Genomic DNA, 18,244 nt, shown 5'->3' on the forward strand with positions numbered 1-18,244 from the left:
GATTTGTTAAAGGTTTTAGGTGATTGGGCGTCACGTAAAAGCAGGTTATCAGTGTATTTTTTTGTTCATGCAAGCAGGGACTTGTAGACGTTCATCATGTTTTCGGCGACCTTGTGTCCGTGGAAATTCAGGGCATGCTCGTAGCCTTTGGTGCGCATGTTTTTAGCCAGACGGGTATCATTGAGGACTTTTGTGATGGCGTCCAGGAGCTCGTCGGTATCGCCTGGTGTGGTGTACAGGCAATGGGGGCCTCCGGCTTCCCGGAAGCAGGAACCTGTGGACGTGATCACCGGGGTTTTGCTGAACAGGGCCTCGAGGATGGGGATACCAAATCCCTCGAAGCGTGAGGGATACACAAAAAGATCCGCCATCTGATAGATGCCGGGCAGATCAGAAGCGGGAACCGCGCCCAGCAAGGTGACCCCGTTCTCCAGCCCGGCCTGTTCGATGGCCGCGTGTAACCGGGCAGTATACCCCTTGTTACCGGTGCCCACAAGGACTAGGGGCGGTCTGGATTCCCGCGAAATCCTCCCCAATACACGGATAAGCGTGAGCACGTTCTTGCGTTCGGCCAGGGAACCCACATAGAGAATGTAGTTTTTCGGCAGGCTGTAATGATCCTTGATTTTCTGCCGCGTCGCGGCCGGAAACTCTGTATAGAAACTGCTATCGCAGGATTGGTAGACTACTTCAATTTTGTCCTCACTGATCCCGAAAAATTCGACCAAATCCGCTTTGGTCTGTTCGCTGATGGCGATGGTCCTGTCTGCACGACGGCAGCTGGATCGGTACTTGGACGTGTAGATGGCCACATCCAGTCGATTGTAGAGTTCCGGATGCCGCAAGAAGATGAGATCGTGCATGGTGACCACCTTCCGGGTGGTCGTGGGAAGGCCGTAGGGGATCTCGTGGGAAAGGCCATGGAAGATATCCAGATCATCGCACACGGTTTCCCTGCCCAGCAGAAAAAAACGCCATAGCGGATGAACCAGTCTGCCCATGGGCGTTTGTGGGGTCCGCACATGTATATTGTTGCCGTTGGCAAGGGTGACCGATTGATTCGATGTCTTCGGGGTGTACAAAAAATAGTGGTGCTGGGGAAAAGTGGCATGCAGAAGCCGCACGGTTGTCCGGCTGTAATTGCCGAGACCCGTGGCGTTGAGGAAATATCGCTTGGCGTCGAATCCGATGTGCATGTGGGCATGATCCATGGAAAGAATCGGGAGGCCTGGGGGGGGCCGGCCGCCCGGAAGAAGTCTTCCTCTAATCGGAGAAGGAGCAAACAGCAAGTCGGAGCGGATCGTGAAAATATGTATTCGTTAGACAAATAGAAAGACAGTGGGCAGTTGAGCACCCCCTTTTGCGACAGGCAGCAGACACCGACCGATACCACCATTCCCGTAGGGGCGGGCCCCCCCCCGTCTTTTCCCCCCTATCCTTCCGCCCGTTCCACGAGTCGTTCTCTGTCGATAACGGTCACGGTTCGGTCCGCCGTGGTCACGATCCCCTGGTCCACGAATTTTTTGAGGACCCGGGACAGGGTTTCCGGAGTAGTCCCGATGATCTTGGCGATCTCGCGTTGGGAGACCTGGAAGGTGACCGTGCCGCACTCGTGGTCGCATGTTTGGATGAGAAAGAGGGCCAACCGTGAGGGGATTTCGCGCAGGGATAGGGCATCGACCATGTCCATGGCCTTCTTGAGGCGTCTGGAAAGGATTTGGATGATCTTGAGGAGGAGATGGGGATGTTCGATGGTTGTCTTGCTCAGGCAATCCCATGACATGGACAGGACCGCGGCCCTTGCCAGGGCCATGGCACTGGCCGGTTGCACCGCTTCCGGGGCGAAGCCGCTGCACAGGCAGAACGGCTCGCCCGGTCCGAAGAGATACATGGTCTGTTCCTTGCCCTCTATGGAGCTGCGGAAGATTTTGACCGTCCCCTTGAGTACGACATGGAAGGAGCCCGCTGTCTCTCCCCGCATCCAGAGAATATCGCCTGAGTTGTAGGTGCGGGAATGGGCGCAGGATGCCAGGGCACGGATGTGCTCCTCGGAAAGGTCTTTGAACAGGGGGATGTGTCTGATGGTTGTGGGGTCGATCATCGATTTTTGAGGGGTTGTTCGTGGCGTTGATCCGGATCAATGCATGGGGGAGTGGAATGGGATAGAAGGAGGCTGTTCATTATCGACAAAATCCGGTACTGGCTGGAAGGGTGAGACCGTCCTGACTGGTTGCGTGTCGCCCCCATACCCCCTGTTCGTCAAGGAAAAGAGCCGTCATTATCGGCAACAAGGAGAAACGCCATGCTGCACTACCTGACCTTTATCCAGAAAAATCTCGTCTGGACCATTCCCGTGTCCATGCTTGCGGGACTGCTCTACGGTTACCTGTTCGACGCTGGTCCTTTGAAACAATTCATTATCCCCATCACCTTTATCATGGTCTATCCCATGATGGTCACTCTGAACGTCAAGAGTATCCTCAAGGGCAAGGATAGCAAACTTCAGGGAATTACTCAGGTGATCAATTTCATCCTCGTTCCCACCATTGCTTTTGTTATCGGCAAGATCTTTCTGGGTGGGGAGGCACCCAAGTATGCCCTCTGGGCCGTGGGGCTCTTTCTCATCGGGGTGCTGCCCACCTCGGGCATGACCATCTCCTGGACCGGATTCGCCCGGGGGAACAAGGAGGCGGCCATCAAGATGGTCGTGTTCGGGCTGATTATCGGTTCCCTGGCCGCGCCCATCTATACCAAGGTGTTCATGGGGGCGACCGTTGAAGTGGACATGCTGCACATGTTCAAGCAGATCGGCATCTTTGTTTTCGTGCCCCTGTTCGTGGGGCTTGCCACCCAGTTTGTGGGCAAGAAAAAATACGGAGAGCAGGTATGGAACCGGAAGATCAAGCCCCGTTTCCCGCCGTTTTCCGCCCTGGGCGTGGTGCTCATCGCCTTTGTGGCCATGTCCCTCAAGGCCCGGCATATCATCGCCCATCCGGGTGATCTGCTGATCATTCTTGTTCCCCTGGCGGTTTTCTATATTCTCTCCTACGGATTGCTCACCGTGGTGGGCCGGTACTTTTTTTCCCGGGAAGACGCCGTGGCCATGGTCTTCGGTGTGGTCATGCGCGATCTGTCCATCGCCCTGGCCATTGCCATGACCGCGTTCGGCAAGGAAGGAACGACCATCGCCCTGCTCATCTCCCTGGCCTATGTCATCCAGATCCAGTCGGCGGCCTGGTATGTCCGGTTCGTGGATCTCATCTTCGGCAAGGCACCGGCGGCTGAAGCAAAGGAAGAAACCTCCCCGGTGGAGGTCCCGGAGCCAAGACTCGATGGGGCCATGGACGTTTCCATCCGCAAGATCCTCTTTGCCACGGATCTGTCCGAGACCGCCCGGCATGCGGTCAGATACGCCTGTACCATCGGGAACACCTATGGGGCCGAGGTGCATGCCATGCATGTGGTTCCGGATGTGCTGGACGAATATTCTTCGGGAACCGGCAAGAATCTGACCCGTGTGGTGGATGATGAACAGCACGAGGCCTTCAACAAGACAAATCTGGAAGAGGCCCGGCAGGTCATGCATGAGCGGATGCGGGCCACATCGCGCAAGATTCTTGAAAAAATGCCCGCATGTCCCCTTTCCGAGAACCGGACCATCATCAAGGTCGGTGATCCCGTGGAAGAAATAGTGACCATGGCCGAGCAGGACGGGTTTGATCTGATCATCATGGGAACCCATGGATACGGCGATTTCGAGGAGATGGTCATGGGGAGCACGGCCGCCGGGGTCATCCAGCGATCAAAGGTGCCCGTGCTCGTGGCCAGACCGGCCTGACCGTCGCGATAAACGGGATGGCTTGTATGTAAAATTGGTTTGGGCAATACAAACGCAAAGATCCATTGATTATTTGTATTTGATTTGCCGTAAGGATCGGGTACTGAGGATAGAATATCCGTTCCGGGTGATGAACATCTTTGCGACCATCCCGGCTGAAACCGTCCGCACTCCCCATGAACATAACGCATATACATCTTCCTGCCAGATTTGAAAAAACACTGGACGAACTGGAACGTTCCTCAGGCGATGGCTGCAAGGCGGCCTGGCTTGCCAGGGACCTGATCGCGCGGATGAAAAACGGGGAAGATCCGGGTTCTTTGCCCCGGCAGACCCGTCACGGAGAACAGCGCATCAGGAATTGTCGGAAATTCAATCTGGGATCCGGGTATCGACTGGTGAGCATTCAGGCCGGAACGCATCTGTTTTTCGAGTATGTCGGTTCCCATGATCAATGCCACCTGTGGCTCGAGAATAATCGGGGCATGGTGCCGGTCCCGGCCGCCAATGAACGGATTGTTGTCGTTCAACCGGCCGTCGATCGGTCAGGAGCTCCCCGCCTTGAAATCCTTGAAGACGAGTATGAGCGGAGCCTCATGGAAAAACTCGACGACAAGACACTGCGGATGGTTTTCAGCGGAATATGCTGCCAGCAGACGTGAGGTATACTGCCAACTAGCGTACCAACATCAGTGATTTTTGAGATCGTGGAAGCTTTATACTCGACCCCTTAAATGCAAAAGGCCTGGAAGTTTGCTCTTCCAGGCCTTTTGCATTGGCGGTATGCTAGAAAAGGTTTTTTGTCTAACCTGTTTTTTTCAAAAAGGGACCCCCTCTCTTTCTTTCTCCTTTGTTCCAGCGTCCTATGTCAGAACATATTCCATATGACTACAGCAGATTACCACCAGAACCTGACCGGTCTCAAAAATTTCGGCCATGCAATGGTTGCTAGCTACTAGCCCCCGTGTGTGCTCCCTGCCAATGGCTTGATTGATTTTTCACATCCGTGCAGAGGGTAAAAAATTTTATTCGTGGCGCTGCAGGATTCTTTCCAGCCACCACAAGAACCCCCCGGTAAAAACCTACTCACTTGATACGATTGTGGCCAATTCCCGTACTCTATCACCGTATTACAATAAATTATACAAAGAAGCCATGTCATGAAGGGGAGGACTTTTTTGTGGTCTTGCAGATGGATGGGGGGCGCTGTTGCCCATGGCTCAAGAATTTGGCCGGCTAGCCTTGCTAGCGTGATCCGTGGCCCCGCTCTTGGGACTTCACGAGTATTGCTAAAAGGACTGCGCCGAGAATGCTGAATCCGAGACCGGCAATGGGCAGGCTCGTGTAGCCGAAATGGTCGGCCAGGCTGCCTGCTGCAAAGGCCCCAAGGAGACTGGCCACGGCCGTTGTCCCGTTGAAGATGCCCACGGCCGTGCCCTGGGGAAGGTCGGAAAGCTGGGCCGTGAAATCCGTTCCCGCAACAATGAGGGGGGACCAGGCAATGGGCATGAGAAAAAAGAACAGGGGTACGGCCCATGCATTGAACGGGGTTTCCACGACGGCAAAAAAGCACAGTGCGGCCAGCGAGACAAGGGACATGAGCGCCCCGATCATGACGACCCGGCCATCTCCTATCTTTTCTCCCAGGGTGCCCGAAGGGGCGTAGGCAAAGATGCCGAAACCGGCCCCGATGGCATAGTAGAGTGAAGACTGGGAGCCATCGATGTGATAGACGCTGGACATGAGCAGGGGGTAGAGATTGTAGATGATCCAGTTGCTGAACATGATGCAGAACCAGGCAACAATGTACATGGCAAAGGGCGTTTTGACGACGGCCGTGATCTCGCTCAAATGGTGGGGCAGGTTCTGCTCGTAGGTGTGCAGGATGGAGAAGGATCCCCGTGCCGGACGGTGGCGACGGCGCTCGAACCGTTGTTTGGGGTGACCGGCGGGCCGTTCGTGATCCGGCGGGAGATGCATGCGTCCCAGGATTGCCCCGGGGACCATGAGGAGTGCGGCCACCATGAGACCGAACCGGGGCGACCCCATGAGCATGGCCACCAGGCCGAGGCCGATGGCCTGTCCCGTGCCGTACAATGTCTGCAGCCAGCCTATCCGCTCGTCCCATTCGCTGCGTGGTTTGTTTTCGACGATGAACATTGCGGAGACTGTATTGGTCACAGCAGAGCCCATGCCCACGATGAATGCTAGGATTGTCCACACGCGGAGACTTTCGGTCAGGCCGAAGAGACCGAGACCGAGGGCTAGAAGGAGGTACCCGGAAAGGTAGGCGATATGGTAACGGCCTGTTTTGTCTGTCAGGGAACCAAGCACCGGAGCACACAATTGCCCGCCGTACATGGCCGCGACAACGGTTCCGGCCGCGACCGCATCCAGCGTTTTCCCTACGACCATGGGAATGAGTATGGGGGCAATACCCAATACCACCGCTCCCTGGAATGCATATCCGGCATACCACGTGTCGGAATATTTTCGGGCCTTTTGGACTTGGTCGGACAATTGTGTCCACATTTTTGGGTGACCTCCCGGGTTGCGGTAGAATCTCCGTTTGTCAGTGGCGTAACGCCTTTGACCGAGCGGAGACCGATTCGAATGACCTGGCTATTTTGACGTGTTGAACACAACATGACCGCACGGTGGTTCGGCAGGGATTGTCGGACCACCGTGCGGTGGAGCTATGGGACTATTCTTTTTCAGATGCAGCGAGCCCCCGAGGGCTGCGGGAACGTTGATATTTGGGTGACAGCGTCCCCAGGGCGATGCGGTCTTTGGCGACCATGAGCAGCACTACCGTGGTGGACACCCATGCCGACAAGCGGAACAGCGTGTGGAGGTTGTGTCCGAAGAGGGTGATGTCAGGGGTCCATATCCGCGAGGAAAAGGAGAGGACCAGCAGGGCGAAGGTCGTCGAGACCATGAGATGGTGTGCTTTTCTTTTCTTGATGTATAGGAAGAAAAAGATGCAGAGGTGGGCGAAAAAGATCGCCAAAAGGGTCTTGATCCAAAAAGATGACATGGTTGGCTGTGAGGGGTGGAGGGGTACATTCCGGGAACGCGGGCCCCATTTGTATGAACAAAAGAGAAGAGCGGGCAAATGCGCGGGATTGGGGCCGGGACACGTTGCCGGAACGCGGGCTTGGAGTGTCTCTTTACGGGGAATATGTCCGGGCTACCCGCGCTTGCGGTCCTATGATCAAATTTTTGAAACCCTGCGGTTGTGTTCCCGAAGATCCCGCAGCAGCTGAATAAGTTGGGTCCGTGTAATGTACCCCTGCTTGACGAAGAACATCCCGAGACGTTGTTGCTGGTTACGTTGGTATCTGAGCAGGGTCTTCACCTGGAAGGGAGTGAGCAGGTTCAAGAGAACCGCCTTTTCTCCGAACCGGCCGGAAAGGGAGCGTTCCTCCAGGATTTCCTGGACCTTTTCAGCATCGAGCCACCCCCACCTGGTGGCGATGACCCCGACAAAAGGGCGTTGTTTACGTTGCCAGACCAATCCCTTGACCAGGGCCTGGTGGGAAATGATCCCCCTGTGGACCAGATAGAGTCCGAAAAACATTTTTTGCTGGGGGATATGGATGTCGTGACGGGCTCTTGTTGCTGTGTGGGGGGGCTCCGCGCTAGATTGGGGTTGTGTGGGATGTTGGGAACGCGTGGAGGTTCGGGGCGGTTTGGCGGTATGGATGGATGGTTTCCAGATTCCCGAGTCGCGTTGCTTGAGGAATGCTTTGAGTACTTCGTAGGCTTCGGAAACGTTCCGGAATGCTTCGGTACGCTCGGCCTCCATGGCCTGACTGCCCCTGTTCATGAGGTCGGGGTGGGTTTCCCGTGCCCTGCGCCGGTAGGCCGATTGGACACCTGTCGGCTGGAGATAGAAGAGAAAATCTTTGGAAAGATTGATCTCCGGGCCGAGCAGGATCCGGCAGGCATCAAAGAGTTGGGGTTCGGGCAGGGACTGGATCAATCTGTTTCCTCCATGAAAAATCACAAAGATGTTTTTGCATACGTCATGAAGGCATAAATCTCAAGCAGCGAAAAGAGCTGTCCACCAGTAAGGGGAACGGTCGGGGGAGCAAAATCCGGACCCGAACAGTTAGATAACGTTTTGGACAGATCGCACCGTACGGGGCCGTGGGAGCTTTTCAGGTGCTCACTGGCAGCTAACCGCGGATTTTGGCATTTGTCTTCTCGGGATTTTTGTCCAGATGGACATGCCGGTTGGCTGCGGAACGGGCCAGCCGCTCCAAAATTCTTTTCAGATCCGAGTCGGTCATGGCCCGTTGGAGCGTGGGATCCGAAGCCAGCGGTTCGTTGATCCGGAAACCGGGGAGGGAATGGGGGGTGAGTACGATATCTTCTCTTTCAAAAACAACCTTGTCTCCTAAAATCCTGTGCAGCAGATCACGCAATGTCTGGAAGAAGAATTTTTTGACATCTTCGGTGGATTCGGCCTTGGTGATTTTCATCCGGTAGGTGGGAAGGAGTTCGTTTTCAAATTTGGTAAAAGAAATCTGTTCGCTCATATCCATTTCTCCGATGTGCCAGTAAAAAATACATTTTTGCAGGCAGGGTTACTGTTTGAGTTGAAAGGTTTGAGTAAAATCAAGTTGTTACAAATTTTTTTTGAGCTTGAACCTCGCTTTTCGACTTTTTGCAGGAGAGGATGCCCCTGCAGGGTTGGTCAAACGTTGGAATCGGTTGTAGCTTTCCGGCCCGTTGGTGTAATAAAAGATACTCCATCCATAGGTCGCTTTTATAAAAAACGCAATGACAGAACAAATTTTGTAACTATCAGGGCAAAAATTTTGTGTTGTAATGGGTTAAAATCCAATGCTAACCTTGAGTGTTGATTAACAAATCCGGAAAATTTGAGGATTGTGGAAATTCTGGTTCCTGAATGATGCACCTGGATAGTTACCAAAATTCAAGGGAGGGGTACGGATTTTTTAACCCCCCCCCTTTTTTTGATGATTGCGGTCGGCAAGCAGGTGACATAAGGGATTGGAACACAAGGAATATGGTAACTATTCAGGTACATTTTCCAAGAATCAGAATTGCAAGGTTAATAAATTCAAGAGAGTTATGAAATTATAGGTGGTTAAACCAAACCTACTTTGGAAGCCGTAGTTTTCAAATTTTCGATTATGTATTCCGCTATCAAGGCTTATCAGCTTACGGGCTCAGCAGCCCATGAGCTGGTAAGCTCGTAAACAAAAAATTCTTGTATCGATTCGTCACCAGAACTCACGTTTTCAAACTGGTTTTGGTTTAGCATGTAGGTCTTTCATTGCATGCATTTCTTACATCCTCCAATTTCTCAATTTTTTTGACCAAGGGGGGGCATGTGGGGGCGGTGGGGATGAGCTGCGTGCCTCCCGCGGTCGTCCTCTTTTTCTTTGCGGAAGGTCCATTATTCCTGGTTGCAAAAGACCGTTTTGGGGGAGGTGCTCGTGGAACATTCCGGAGTCATGCAAGCGCGGCAGGTCCGCAAGATCACCTGGGTGGGCCTGTTCGTCAATTTGGGGCTGGCCCTTTTCAAGGGCGTGGCCGGGTACATCGGAGCCAGTCAGGCTGTCATGGCCGATGGCGTACACAGCCTCTCGGACTGCGTGACGGACATTGCCGTGCTCATCGGCTCCCATTACTGGTCCAGGCCTCCGGATGCGGACCATCCTTACGGACACAAGCGGTTCGAGACGTTCGTGACGGTCCTGATCGGATTGGCATTGTTGGGGGCGGCACTGGGTATCGGCTGGGAAGCTGTTGATGCCCTCAAGGATGTCAGGCAGGAGGTTCCCGGCTGGATAGCCGTTCTTGCGGCCGCGGTTTCCGTTTTGGCCAACGAGCTCCTGTACCGTTGGTCCGCCCGTTTGGGGCGCGAGATAAAAAGCACCGCTGTTTTGGCCAATGCCTGGCACCACCGACTGGATGCCGTCAGCTCCATACCAGCCTTTCTGGCCGTGGCCGGGGCTATTCTCATTCCCTCATGGACCATGCTGGACAAGCTTGGGGCCCTGCTCGTGGCCCTGCTCATTCTCCAGGCCGCTTGCAGGATCATATGGCCGGGGCTCAAGGAACTCATGGATTGGGGTGCCCCACAAGAAATCTGCGACAGGATCCGTGGAGTGGCCCAGGCCCATCCGGAGATACTTGATGCACACAAGATACGGACCCGCTACCAGAGCGGGAGTATCTTCGCTGATATGCACATCGTGGTGAACGGGAACATGCCGGTCAGGGATGGTCATACCATAGCCGAACATGTCCGCAAGGCCGTGATCCAGGAGGTTCCCGAAGTGGTCGACGTGATCGTCCATGTGGATCCCCATCAGGTTTCCCGCGTCCATGTGGAGGATCCCTGTTCCATGGGGTGATGGTCATAACGCGCATCATCCCGGCGTAGGCCGTGATCCTGGTGTCATGCAACCTTACAGGCCACAAAGAGAGCTCGGGAGCTGGGAGATTTTGGATCAAGTCCGTGGATGGCGTATCAGGGTTTGTCCCCTATCCTACACCCTATCCTCCCCCCATCCGAATTCCCCTATGAGGGGGACAAAGGCCACTGCCAGCAGATGGTCCGTATGGAACCCGTCATGGGATACCCGTGTTTGGCGGACGAGTTGTTGGCCGTAGCGTAGACTTCCCACCGGCATGACCAGCCGTCCCTGAATCCCGAGTTGTTCGGAAAGCGGTCCCGGTATGCGTGGTCCTGAGGCCGTGACCAGGATGGCGTCAAACGGGCTTTTTTCCTCCCAGCCCAGCGTGCCATCGCCGATACGGACCCCGACATTGGTGATTCCCAGGTTGTCAAATGTTGTCTTTGCGTTGTGGGCCAGTTCGGGGACACGTTCCACCGTGTATACCATTCCAGCGATCCTGCTCAGTATGGCCGCTTGATATCCCCGGCCGCAGCCTATCTCCAGGACGGTCTCGCCGCCCTTGAGGCCAAGGGCCTGGGTCATGTAAGCGACGATGGACGGTTGGGAAATGGTCTGGTTCCATCCGATGGGCAGGGGGGAGTCGTCGTAGGCCTTTTCCCGCATGTCCCTGGGCATGAACAGATGCCTGGGTACCCTCCGCATGGCCGCAATCACCAGGGGGTCATGGATCCCCCTGGACTCGATCTGTGTCTCGACCATGGTCATGCGGTTGGCTCGGGTCGCGGGCGTATCGTATCCTTTCATAACATCCTCTCTTTCAATCCCTTGATTTTGATGGTAGACTTAAAATATAGTATGCATTTTTCCGGTATATATTTTTGTAACTATTCAGGTAGATTTTCCAGGGATCAGAACTGTAAATAGAAGAACTTTGAGAGATGTAAGAAATTTAAGAGATGTAAGAGATTTGAGAGATCATAGGTGGTTAGCGTGCAGGTTTTCAATTTCTAAAATCTCTGAAATCCTTTAGTCTCTGGAATTTATGGGCTGGCACTCAATTTTGGCGTTACGTTCCAGTCCATTGCTCCTGCTACATTTTGACACGGACCGTTACTATTTTTTCAGGTTACCCCATACGCAACCATTTTCCAAGGAGGATCGATGAAAACTGAAAAAGGCGCATGGAATCCTTATCTGGCAGGGGGACTCAGTGGGCTTCTCGGGGTTGTCTCCGTTGCCCTGGCGGGAAAATTTCTAGGGGCCTCGACCACCTTTGTTCGGGCCGCCGGGATGGTCGAAAGGATTTTTGTTCCCGAAACAGTGGCCAACATGGCGTATTACACGGCCAAAGGGGTCCGGTTTGATTGGCAGTTCCTGTTTGTTTTCGGAATTTTTTTGGGTTCTCTGATCGCTTCTCTTGCTTCGAGAACCTTTGTCTGGAAGCCTGTACCTGAAATGTGGAAGGACAGGCATGGAAGTGGGGTTGCCAAGCGTGGGGTCGTGGCCTTTGTTGGGGGTATCGTGGCTATGTACGGGGCACGGCTGGCCGGGGGATGCCCTAGTGGGCATGGATTGAGCGGATTGACCCAGCTCTCCGTGAGCGGATTCATCGCCGCCGCCTGTTTCTTTGGGGGAGGGATTCTCATGGCTTCCATCGTCTATCCGCGGACCAAAAAATAGGACTGCGGACGATGGGTAGAAAATAATTATCGGTACCACAATGCCGGAAATATTCCTCCGGCAGCATGCAAAGGAGGGACTGCATGGGGCTCATATATGGTTTGGTGACAGGCATGGTGTTCGGATTCCTTCTCCAGAAGGCCCGGGTCATCAGATACGACAAACAGCTTGGGGCGCTTCGGCTCAGGGATCTGACCATCGTCAAATTCATGCTTTCGAACATCATCGTGGGCATGGTCGGGATCTATCTTCTCAATGACGTGGGGATGGTCAAGCTCTCGGTCAAGGCGACATCGCTGGGGGCCAACATCCTCGGGGGGATTCTGTTCGGTCTTGGATGGGGGCTTTTGGGGTATTGTCCGGGTACCTCGGTGGGGGCATTGGGGGAAGGACGCTGGGATGCCTTGTGGGGTATAGCCGGAATGCTCGTTGGGGCTTCTCTCTTTGCCCATACCTATCCGGCCCTCAAGGCGACCGTATATACCTGGGGGAGTCTCGGCAAGATCACCCTGCCCCAGATTCTGGGGATCAGCCACTGGCCGGTGGTCATCGCGTTGGTGATCGTCTATGTGCTGCTGCTACGGTGGATCGAAAAGATGGGTCTGTAAAAGGAATGGAGACGGGAGGATCCGATGGGTTGGGGGCCGGACTGGGGTTCGAGGTCCGGAGATAACAGGGCATGCCTTGTCTCCGGAGGGGCGGGAGACGGGAGCTGAAGACCTGTCGGAAGTCGTATCCACAAAAAACGTCATCCCGGCGCAGGCCGGGATCTTGAAGGCCAGGAACGTGACCCAAACCTTCCGGACACGTTGAACCCAAAAGATCCCGGATCAAGCCCGGGATGACGGTATATTTCCGACCTGTGTAACCGGCTGCCGATCTCGGCCCCAGACATCGGCATTTTTTTCTATTCCTGACCCGGCCGCTCCAGACTTATACGTCCGATAACACCGTTTTTGAGCTCTCTGAGTAGAAGTTCTGCGGCCTTGTGCAGGTCGATGTCGCCCCCCTTGATCAGACATCCGCGTTTGCGGCCGATGGCATCGAGCAGGGCCGGGCCGTCTTTGGGGAGTTCCTTGAGTTTGTACCGTTGCATGAGCAGGTCGGGATACATGGCAAGGAGATGACCGCCCGTGTACATGGCCACCTCGGGATAGCTCATGGCCGTGTCCCTGATGGCACCGGATGCGGCCAGCAGGAAGGCCCCGTGTCTGTCCTCCAGTTTGGGCCACAGAATGCCCGGCGTATCCGAAAGAACGACCCCGTTTTTCAGGTCGATATGTTTCGGTTTCCGGGTGATGGCGGCCTGGTTGGCCGCTTTGGTTATTTCCCGACCAACAATGGTGTTGATCAGCGTGGATTTTCCCACATTGGGGATCCCGGCCACCATCACCCGGACGGGTTTGAACAGGTAGTCCCGCTTGGGGGTCATCTTCTTCGATAGACTAATGACCTTCATGGCTTGTTTTTTGTCCTTGGCGCACAGGGCCAATGCCTTGACGCCTTTTTGGCGCTGGAAATACTTGATCCATTCTCCGGTTGTTTCCGGATCGGCCATGTCCGCTTTGTTCAAGATGCGGATACACGGTCTGTCCGCCCTGAGTTCGCCAAGAAGGGGATTCATGCTGGAAAGGGGCAGCCGCGCATCCAATACTTCCACGATGACGTCTATGGACGGCACGACTCTGGCTATGGCCTGTCTGGCCTTGTGCATATGTCCGGGAAACCAATTTATTTCCATGGTGTGTTCTTCATTTGGGTTGGGGGTTAGTGTCGGGAATCCATAAGCTGTCTGTTTCGCCTAGAAAAGACTTCACACAGAGGATATTTATGGATAAGCACCGTTTCGGTATTTGACGATCGGTGTTTGTCAAAATTGTAAAAACGGGTTTTTGGAGGGGTACGTATTTACCATTTTTGTTGTTTGTCAGACTGTGTGATGGACGGATTGTGTTTTAAAATATTGTTATTATTGTATTTGACATATTTGGTCTGTAACTTGTTTCATCCCTGGTCACACCGCGTGACATTCAGTCAATGGTCCCGCCGGCCCGGGAGCATCCACCCTTTATAATCAAGGAGAAATCCATATGAGTGGCAATCAGTCCAGACAAGACGCCATCAAGGCAGTGACAAACTATGCGCCGGCTACCGCGCCCCTCAGCTATGCGGAAAAGAGCGCCGGCGAAATTTTTGGATCCAACGTGTTCAGTCTCGTCGTTATGGAAGAAAAGCTTCCCAAAAAGGTGTTCAAATCCATCAAGAAGACCATTGAAACGGGCGGGCAACTCGATCCATCCATCGCCGATGCCGTTGCTGCGGCCATGAAGGACTGGGCGGTTTCCAAGGGGGCAACCCACTATACCCATGTGTTCTATCCCCTGACCGGTCTCACGGCCGAAAAGCACGATGGCTTTTTGGAACCGGACGGGAAGGGAGGAGCCATGGCCGAGTTCAGCGGCAAGTTCCTCATCCAGGGAGAGCCTGATGCCTCCAGCTTCCCCTCGGGAGGGCTCCGGGCTACCTTCGAGGCCCGTGGATATACTGCCTGGGACGTGACAAACCCGGCCTATATTCTTGAGAATCCCAACGGAACCTTTTTGTGTATCCCCACGGCATTTGTTGCATGGACCGGAGAGGCCCTGGACAAAAAAACACCGCTTTTGCGATCCAATCAGGCCTTGAATGCCCAGGTCAAGAGGGTTTTGGCCCTTTTCGGACACGAAAAGGATGAAACGGTACAGTCCTTTGCAGGACCCGAGCAGGAATATTTCCTTGTGGACCGGAATTTTTATTTCGAAAGGCCGGATTTGCAGCTGACCGGCCGGACCCTATTTGGGGCAAAGCCGGCCAAGGGGCAGGAACTCGATGACCATTATTTCGGGGCCATACCGGAGCGTGTCCTTTCGTTCATGATGAACGTCGAGCATGAATTGTACAAACTTGGTGTGCCCGTCAAGACACGACATAACGAGGTCGCCCCGGGACAGTTCGAGATCGCCCCTATCTACGAACAGTCCAACCTGGCTAACGACCACAATCAGATCGTGATGACCACGCTCAAGGCTGTGGCCAAAAAACACGGTATGGCCTGCATGCTCCACGAAAAACCCTTTGCCGGGATCAATGGTTCGGGAAAGCATCTCAACTATTCCATCGGGACAAAATCGTTGGGGAGTCTGTTCGATCCCGGGGATACACCGCACGAAAATCTCCAGTTCCTCCTTTTTTGCGCAGCGGTCATCCGGGGGGTCCACCTGCACGGGGACCTCTTACGGGCCGTCGTTGCAACGGCGGGGAACGATCACCGTCTCGGTGCCAACGAGGCCCCTCCGGCGATCATGTCCATCTACTTGGGGGAACAGCTGACGGATATTTTCGAGCAGATCAAGAACGGTGCCTGCAATTCCTGCAAGACCAAGGGGGAGCTGCGTGTCGGCGTGGATACACTGCCACCGCTTCCCATGGATGCCGGTGACAGGAACAGGACCAGTCCTTTTGCCTTTACCGGGAACAGGTTCGAATTCAGAGCCGTTGGCTCCAATCTGTCCATTGCCGGTCCCCTGGTGTCCATCAATGCGCTCCTGACCGAGTCACTAGACTATATCGCCACCAAAATGGAATCAATGGATCTTGGTACTCCCGAAGCCTTCAAGGATGCTGTACTCGGGATCATCAAGGAGATCATCTCCGAACACGGGAGCATTGTCTTCAACGGCAACGGATATTCCGGTGAATGGCAGGAAGAAGCGGCCAAACGCGGTTTGCCCAACCTGAGGACGGCTGTCGACGCACTCCCCGTGTTGACCTCGGAACCCAGTATCGGGATGTTTACCACGTACAATGTGTTTAGTGAACGTGAGCTGGTCAGCCGTCAGGAAGTCTATCTGGAACAATACGGCCAGCACCTGGTTACCGAGAGCCTTTTGACGGCCAAGATGGCCAAGACAATGATTCTGCCGGCGGCCGTTCGTTATATGCGTGAGTTGGCCGATACCTGCGCGAGCCTCAAGTCTCTCGGCCAGGATTACGAAATTGAAATCCTCGAGGATGTCACCGGAAAGATGCGCAGCCTTAAAAAGGCCATAGGTGATCTTGAAACCCTCCTGGAAAACGAGATCGAAGACCCCTTGGAAAAGGCCAGATACATGTGCGACAAGGTTATCCCGGCCATGCTTGAGGTCCGCAGCTGTTCGGATACCTTGGAAGATATCGTCGCTGACGATCTTTGGCCCCTGCCGACCTATCAGGAGATGTTGTTCATCAAGTAGCTCCCAACCATCAGAAATCCATATTCCCAACAGCGAAAAAGGGACCCGTGGCAACCACGGGTCCCTTTTTCGCTGTTGGGTTCCAGGGCGGGAGGGACCAGATCCTTTTTTCTTGGGATTTCGATCCGTATATTGACAGGTGTGAGGAGGAAGTTTATTTGGCTAAAAAGGCAAATATCATTCATGTCGTGATGTTGTGGATTGGTGAAAAGGCCAAAAAAATTTTACCCGGCTTGTTGGCGATTTGGCCAATAATGCCCCCCAAGGAGTTTATATGGAACCTTTACGGACCATTAAGCCGATGCAACCACAGGAAAAAGCCTCGTGCGCCTGTGGTTCCGGACAGGACGGAGCATCTGGAGCCGGAACCCCTCATCCATCTGTTCCGATGTGGAGGATGGGGGGAATCGGTGTTCTCGTTTTTGTCGTTTGGTACGGGATCTATTCCCAGCTTCTCGGATTTTCCCGTTTTTTAGCCTTTGACCTTCTCGGGCTTGCCCCCGGCTCCCACCTTGGGGAAGCCGTGCAGTTTTTCGTCTACGATACGCCCAAGGTGCTCATGCTCCTTGGGATCGTGGTCTTCGGAGTAGGGATCCTGCGGTCCTTTTTCACCCCGGAGAGAACAAGGATGATCCTGGCGGGCAAGTCCGAGTCCGTGGGCAATGTTTTGGCCGCCTTGCTGGGCATTGTGACCCCTTTCTGTTCCTGTTCGGCCGTCCCCCTGTTCATCGGATTCGTGGCCGCCGGAGTGCCCCTGGGAGTGACATTTTCTTTTCTTATTGCCGCGCCCATGGTCAATGAAGTGGCTCTCGTCCTGTTGTACGGTCTTATGGGATGGAAGGTGGCTGGTCTGTACTTGGTGACCGGTCTTGGCATCGCCGTTGTGGCGGGATGGGTCATTGGACGGCTCGGGATGGAAAACCATATTGAGGATTGGGTGAGACTGGCCCGGAACGATCCCGCGGCAGGTGACGGGGCTGTTCGGTCCATTCAGGATCGGGTCCGTTATGGATGGCGGGCGGTCAAGGATATCGTGGGCAAGGTCTGGATCTATGTGGTTCTGGGGATCGCCATTGGTGCGGGTATCCACGGATATGTGCCGGAGAATTTCATGGCCCATATCATGGGAAAGTCCGCCTGGTGGTCGGTTCCTGCGGCCGTGACCCTGGGAGTACCCATGTACACCAATGCCGCCGGGATCATCCCCATCGTCGAGGCGCTCCTTGGCAAGGGGGCGGCCCTGGGCACGGTGCTCGCCTTTATGATGAGCGTCATTGCCCTGTCCCTGCCCGAGATGGTTATTCTGCGGAAGGTGCTCAAGCCCCGTCTCATTGCCGTGTTTGTCGTTGTCGTGGCAGCGGGCATCCTGTTCACGGGATATGTATTCAACATGGTTATCGGATAGGTTGTAACGGGGTTACACCAAATTCTGCGTCAGGGGGTCACTTTTCCAGCCAAAATATTGGTCGTATCCTGCGGCAAGGGGTCCGGGAACGCGGGGGGGGGGCTCGCCCGCTCCTTTTCCCGAGCATTGATTTGGAACGTGGCAACGTAATGGACAAATGCTGGCGGGCCGCCCGCGCTCCCGAGAAATAATGGCTCCACTTCTAAACCGGAACAATTTTGGAATGTTGGGTTTTTATCGAACCTCTGATCCAAGCGACGATCCGTAGGGGCACCCCTTGCGGGTGCCCTTTTGGCGAGGAAGCCCACCTCTGGGACGTTGCCTGGATTGGGCACCCGCAAGGGGTGCCCCTACGATTTGGTTGCCCTGAATTTAAAGCCAAACGGTCAGAGTTTTTTGGGAAAGTCTTATTACAAAATGAAAATGGTATCACTGCTGAATAGTTACTTAGGTTTTAGGTTTTACCTCCAAGCGGGTATAGAATTTTCTTGTCTTTTATGGCAGACTTTACAAGTAATGTGCTAAAATTATTTCGAAACATTGGATTTTAAACCAAACCCAGGTTGAAATATTGCGTCCTTCTCGACCCTCTGCTCCAAGCGACGATCCGTAGGGGCACCCCTTGCGGGTGCCCTTTTGGCGAGGAAGC

Annotated in this window: 15 protein-coding genes; 7 read left to right on the top strand and 8 right to left on the bottom strand. The window is 54.3% G+C overall.

The features are described 5' to 3' along the window. Positions 1–65: 65 nt before the first annotated feature. Together ACY692_RS10955 and ACY692_RS10960 are read right to left on the bottom strand one after the other, a co-directional pair. Entirely contained in the window at positions 66–1,211 is a 1,146-nt protein-coding gene (locus ACY692_RS10955) for a glycosyltransferase family 4 protein (protein ID WP_462325403.1), read from the bottom strand. A gap of 221 nt (positions 1,212–1,432) precedes the next feature. Beyond that, entirely contained in the window at positions 1,433–2,101 is a 669-nt protein-coding gene (locus tag ACY692_RS10960; protein WP_462325404.1) for a Crp/Fnr family transcriptional regulator, read from the bottom strand. A gap of 201 nt (positions 2,102–2,302) precedes the next feature. Between ACY692_RS10960 and ACY692_RS10965 the strand changes: the two genes are divergently transcribed. Beyond that, complete coding sequence (locus ACY692_RS10965; protein WP_462325405.1) at positions 2,303–3,838, top strand: universal stress protein; 1,536 nt, start codon at positions 2,303–2,305, stop codon at positions 3,836–3,838. A 176-nt stretch (positions 3,839–4,014) separates the two neighbouring features. Then, positions 4,015–4,500, top strand: coding sequence for a hypothetical protein (locus ACY692_RS10970; protein WP_462325406.1), 486 nt, complete (start codon positions 4,015–4,017; stop codon positions 4,498–4,500). Positions 4,501–5,083: 583 nt separating this feature from the next. Here ACY692_RS10970 and ACY692_RS10975 read toward each other — a convergent pair. The 4 genes from ACY692_RS10975 to ACY692_RS10990 all read right to left on the bottom strand — a co-directional run bounded on the left by ACY692_RS10975 (position 5,084) and on the right by ACY692_RS10990 (position 8,382). After that, entirely contained in the window at positions 5,084–6,370 is a 1,287-nt protein-coding gene (locus tag ACY692_RS10975; protein WP_462325407.1) for an MFS transporter, read from the bottom strand. Positions 6,371–6,542: 172 nt separating this feature from the next. Next, positions 6,543–6,875, bottom strand: a complete 333-nt coding sequence (locus tag ACY692_RS10980; RefSeq protein WP_462325408.1) for a hypothetical protein — start codon at positions 6,873–6,875, stop codon at positions 6,543–6,545. 177 nt (positions 6,876–7,052) lie between these two features. Then, on the bottom strand, positions 7,053–7,823 hold the full coding sequence (locus tag ACY692_RS10985; RefSeq protein ID WP_462325409.1) for a DnaJ domain-containing protein: 771 nt from the start codon (positions 7,821–7,823) through the stop codon (positions 7,053–7,055). A gap of 196 nt (positions 7,824–8,019) precedes the next feature. Beyond that, positions 8,020–8,382 (bottom strand): hypothetical protein, encoded by a 363-nt coding sequence (locus ACY692_RS10990; protein WP_462325410.1) that lies wholly within the window; start codon positions 8,380–8,382, stop codon positions 8,020–8,022. Between the two features lie 927 nt (positions 8,383–9,309). On the opposite strand from ACY692_RS10990, the gene ACY692_RS10995 reads away from it, so the two are divergent. Continuing rightward, complete coding sequence (locus tag ACY692_RS10995; RefSeq protein WP_462325411.1) at positions 9,310–10,233, top strand: cation diffusion facilitator family transporter; 924 nt, start codon at positions 9,310–9,312, stop codon at positions 10,231–10,233. A gap of 135 nt (positions 10,234–10,368) precedes the next feature. Here the strand turns inward: ACY692_RS10995 and ACY692_RS11000 are convergent, their stop codons facing one another. Further along, positions 10,369–11,043, bottom strand: a complete 675-nt coding sequence (locus ACY692_RS11000; RefSeq protein WP_462325412.1) for a protein-L-isoaspartate(D-aspartate) O-methyltransferase — start codon at positions 11,041–11,043, stop codon at positions 10,369–10,371. Positions 11,044–11,400: 357 nt separating this feature from the next. Here ACY692_RS11000 and ACY692_RS11005 point away from each other — a divergent pair, with 357 nt between their 5' ends. Beyond that, positions 11,401–11,919, top strand: a complete 519-nt coding sequence (locus tag ACY692_RS11005; RefSeq protein ID WP_462325413.1) for a YeeE/YedE thiosulfate transporter family protein — start codon at positions 11,401–11,403, stop codon at positions 11,917–11,919. An 83-nt stretch (positions 11,920–12,002) separates the two neighbouring features. Then, a complete protein-coding gene (locus ACY692_RS11010; protein ID WP_462325414.1) occupies positions 12,003–12,527 on the top strand; it encodes a DUF6691 family protein in 525 nt (174 codons plus the stop codon). A 299-nt stretch (positions 12,528–12,826) separates the two neighbouring features. On the opposite strand, the gene ylqF is transcribed toward ACY692_RS11010, so the two are convergent. Continuing rightward, positions 12,827–13,660, bottom strand: coding sequence for a ribosome biogenesis GTPase YlqF (ylqF, locus tag ACY692_RS11015; protein WP_462325415.1), 834 nt, complete (start codon positions 13,658–13,660; stop codon positions 12,827–12,829). A 349-nt stretch (positions 13,661–14,009) separates the two neighbouring features. Here ylqF and ACY692_RS11020 point away from each other — a divergent pair, with 349 nt between their 5' ends. Beyond that, entirely contained in the window at positions 14,010–16,190 is a 2,181-nt protein-coding gene (locus ACY692_RS11020) for a glutamine synthetase III family protein (protein ID WP_462325416.1), read from the top strand. Positions 16,191–16,587: 397 nt separating this feature from the next. Beyond that, on the top strand, positions 16,588–17,595 hold the full coding sequence (locus ACY692_RS11025; RefSeq protein WP_462325417.1) for a permease: 1,008 nt from the start codon (positions 16,588–16,590) through the stop codon (positions 17,593–17,595). Positions 17,596–18,244 lie beyond the last annotated feature (649 nt).

Source organism: Desulfoplanes sp., from assembly GCF_054921335.1.

Excerpts from the sequence above, each read along its gene's own strand:
- ACY692_RS11020 (WP_462325416.1), top strand. The coding sequence starts at position 14,010 with ATGAGTGGCAATCAGTCCAGACAAGACGCCATCAAGGCAGTGACAAAC.
- ACY692_RS11000 (WP_462325412.1), bottom strand. The coding sequence starts at position 11,043 with ATGAAAGGATACGATACGCCCGCGACCCGAGCCAACCGCATGACCATG.
- ACY692_RS10970 (WP_462325406.1), top strand. The coding sequence starts at position 4,015 with ATGAACATAACGCATATACATCTTCCTGCCAGATTTGAAAAAACACTG.
- ylqF (WP_462325415.1), bottom strand. The coding sequence starts at position 13,660 with ATGGAAATAAATTGGTTTCCCGGACATATGCACAAGGCCAGACAGGCC.
- ACY692_RS10975 (WP_462325407.1), bottom strand. The coding sequence starts at position 6,370 with ATGTGGACACAATTGTCCGACCAAGTCCAAAAGGCCCGAAAATATTCC.
- ACY692_RS10955 (WP_462325403.1), bottom strand. The coding sequence starts at position 1,211 with ATGGATCATGCCCACATGCACATCGGATTCGACGCCAAGCGATATTTC.
- ACY692_RS10965 (WP_462325405.1), top strand. The coding sequence starts at position 2,303 with ATGCTGCACTACCTGACCTTTATCCAGAAAAATCTCGTCTGGACCATT.
- ACY692_RS11025 (WP_462325417.1), top strand. The coding sequence starts at position 16,588 with ATGGGGGGAATCGGTGTTCTCGTTTTTGTCGTTTGGTACGGGATCTAT.
- ACY692_RS10980 (WP_462325408.1), bottom strand. The coding sequence starts at position 6,875 with ATGTCATCTTTTTGGATCAAGACCCTTTTGGCGATCTTTTTCGCCCAC.
- ACY692_RS10960 (WP_462325404.1), bottom strand. The coding sequence starts at position 2,101 with ATGATCGACCCCACAACCATCAGACACATCCCCCTGTTCAAAGACCTT.
- ACY692_RS11010 (WP_462325414.1), top strand. The coding sequence starts at position 12,003 with ATGGGGCTCATATATGGTTTGGTGACAGGCATGGTGTTCGGATTCCTT.
- ACY692_RS11005 (WP_462325413.1), top strand. The coding sequence starts at position 11,401 with ATGAAAACTGAAAAAGGCGCATGGAATCCTTATCTGGCAGGGGGACTC.
- ACY692_RS10990 (WP_462325410.1), bottom strand. The coding sequence starts at position 8,382 with ATGAGCGAACAGATTTCTTTTACCAAATTTGAAAACGAACTCCTTCCC.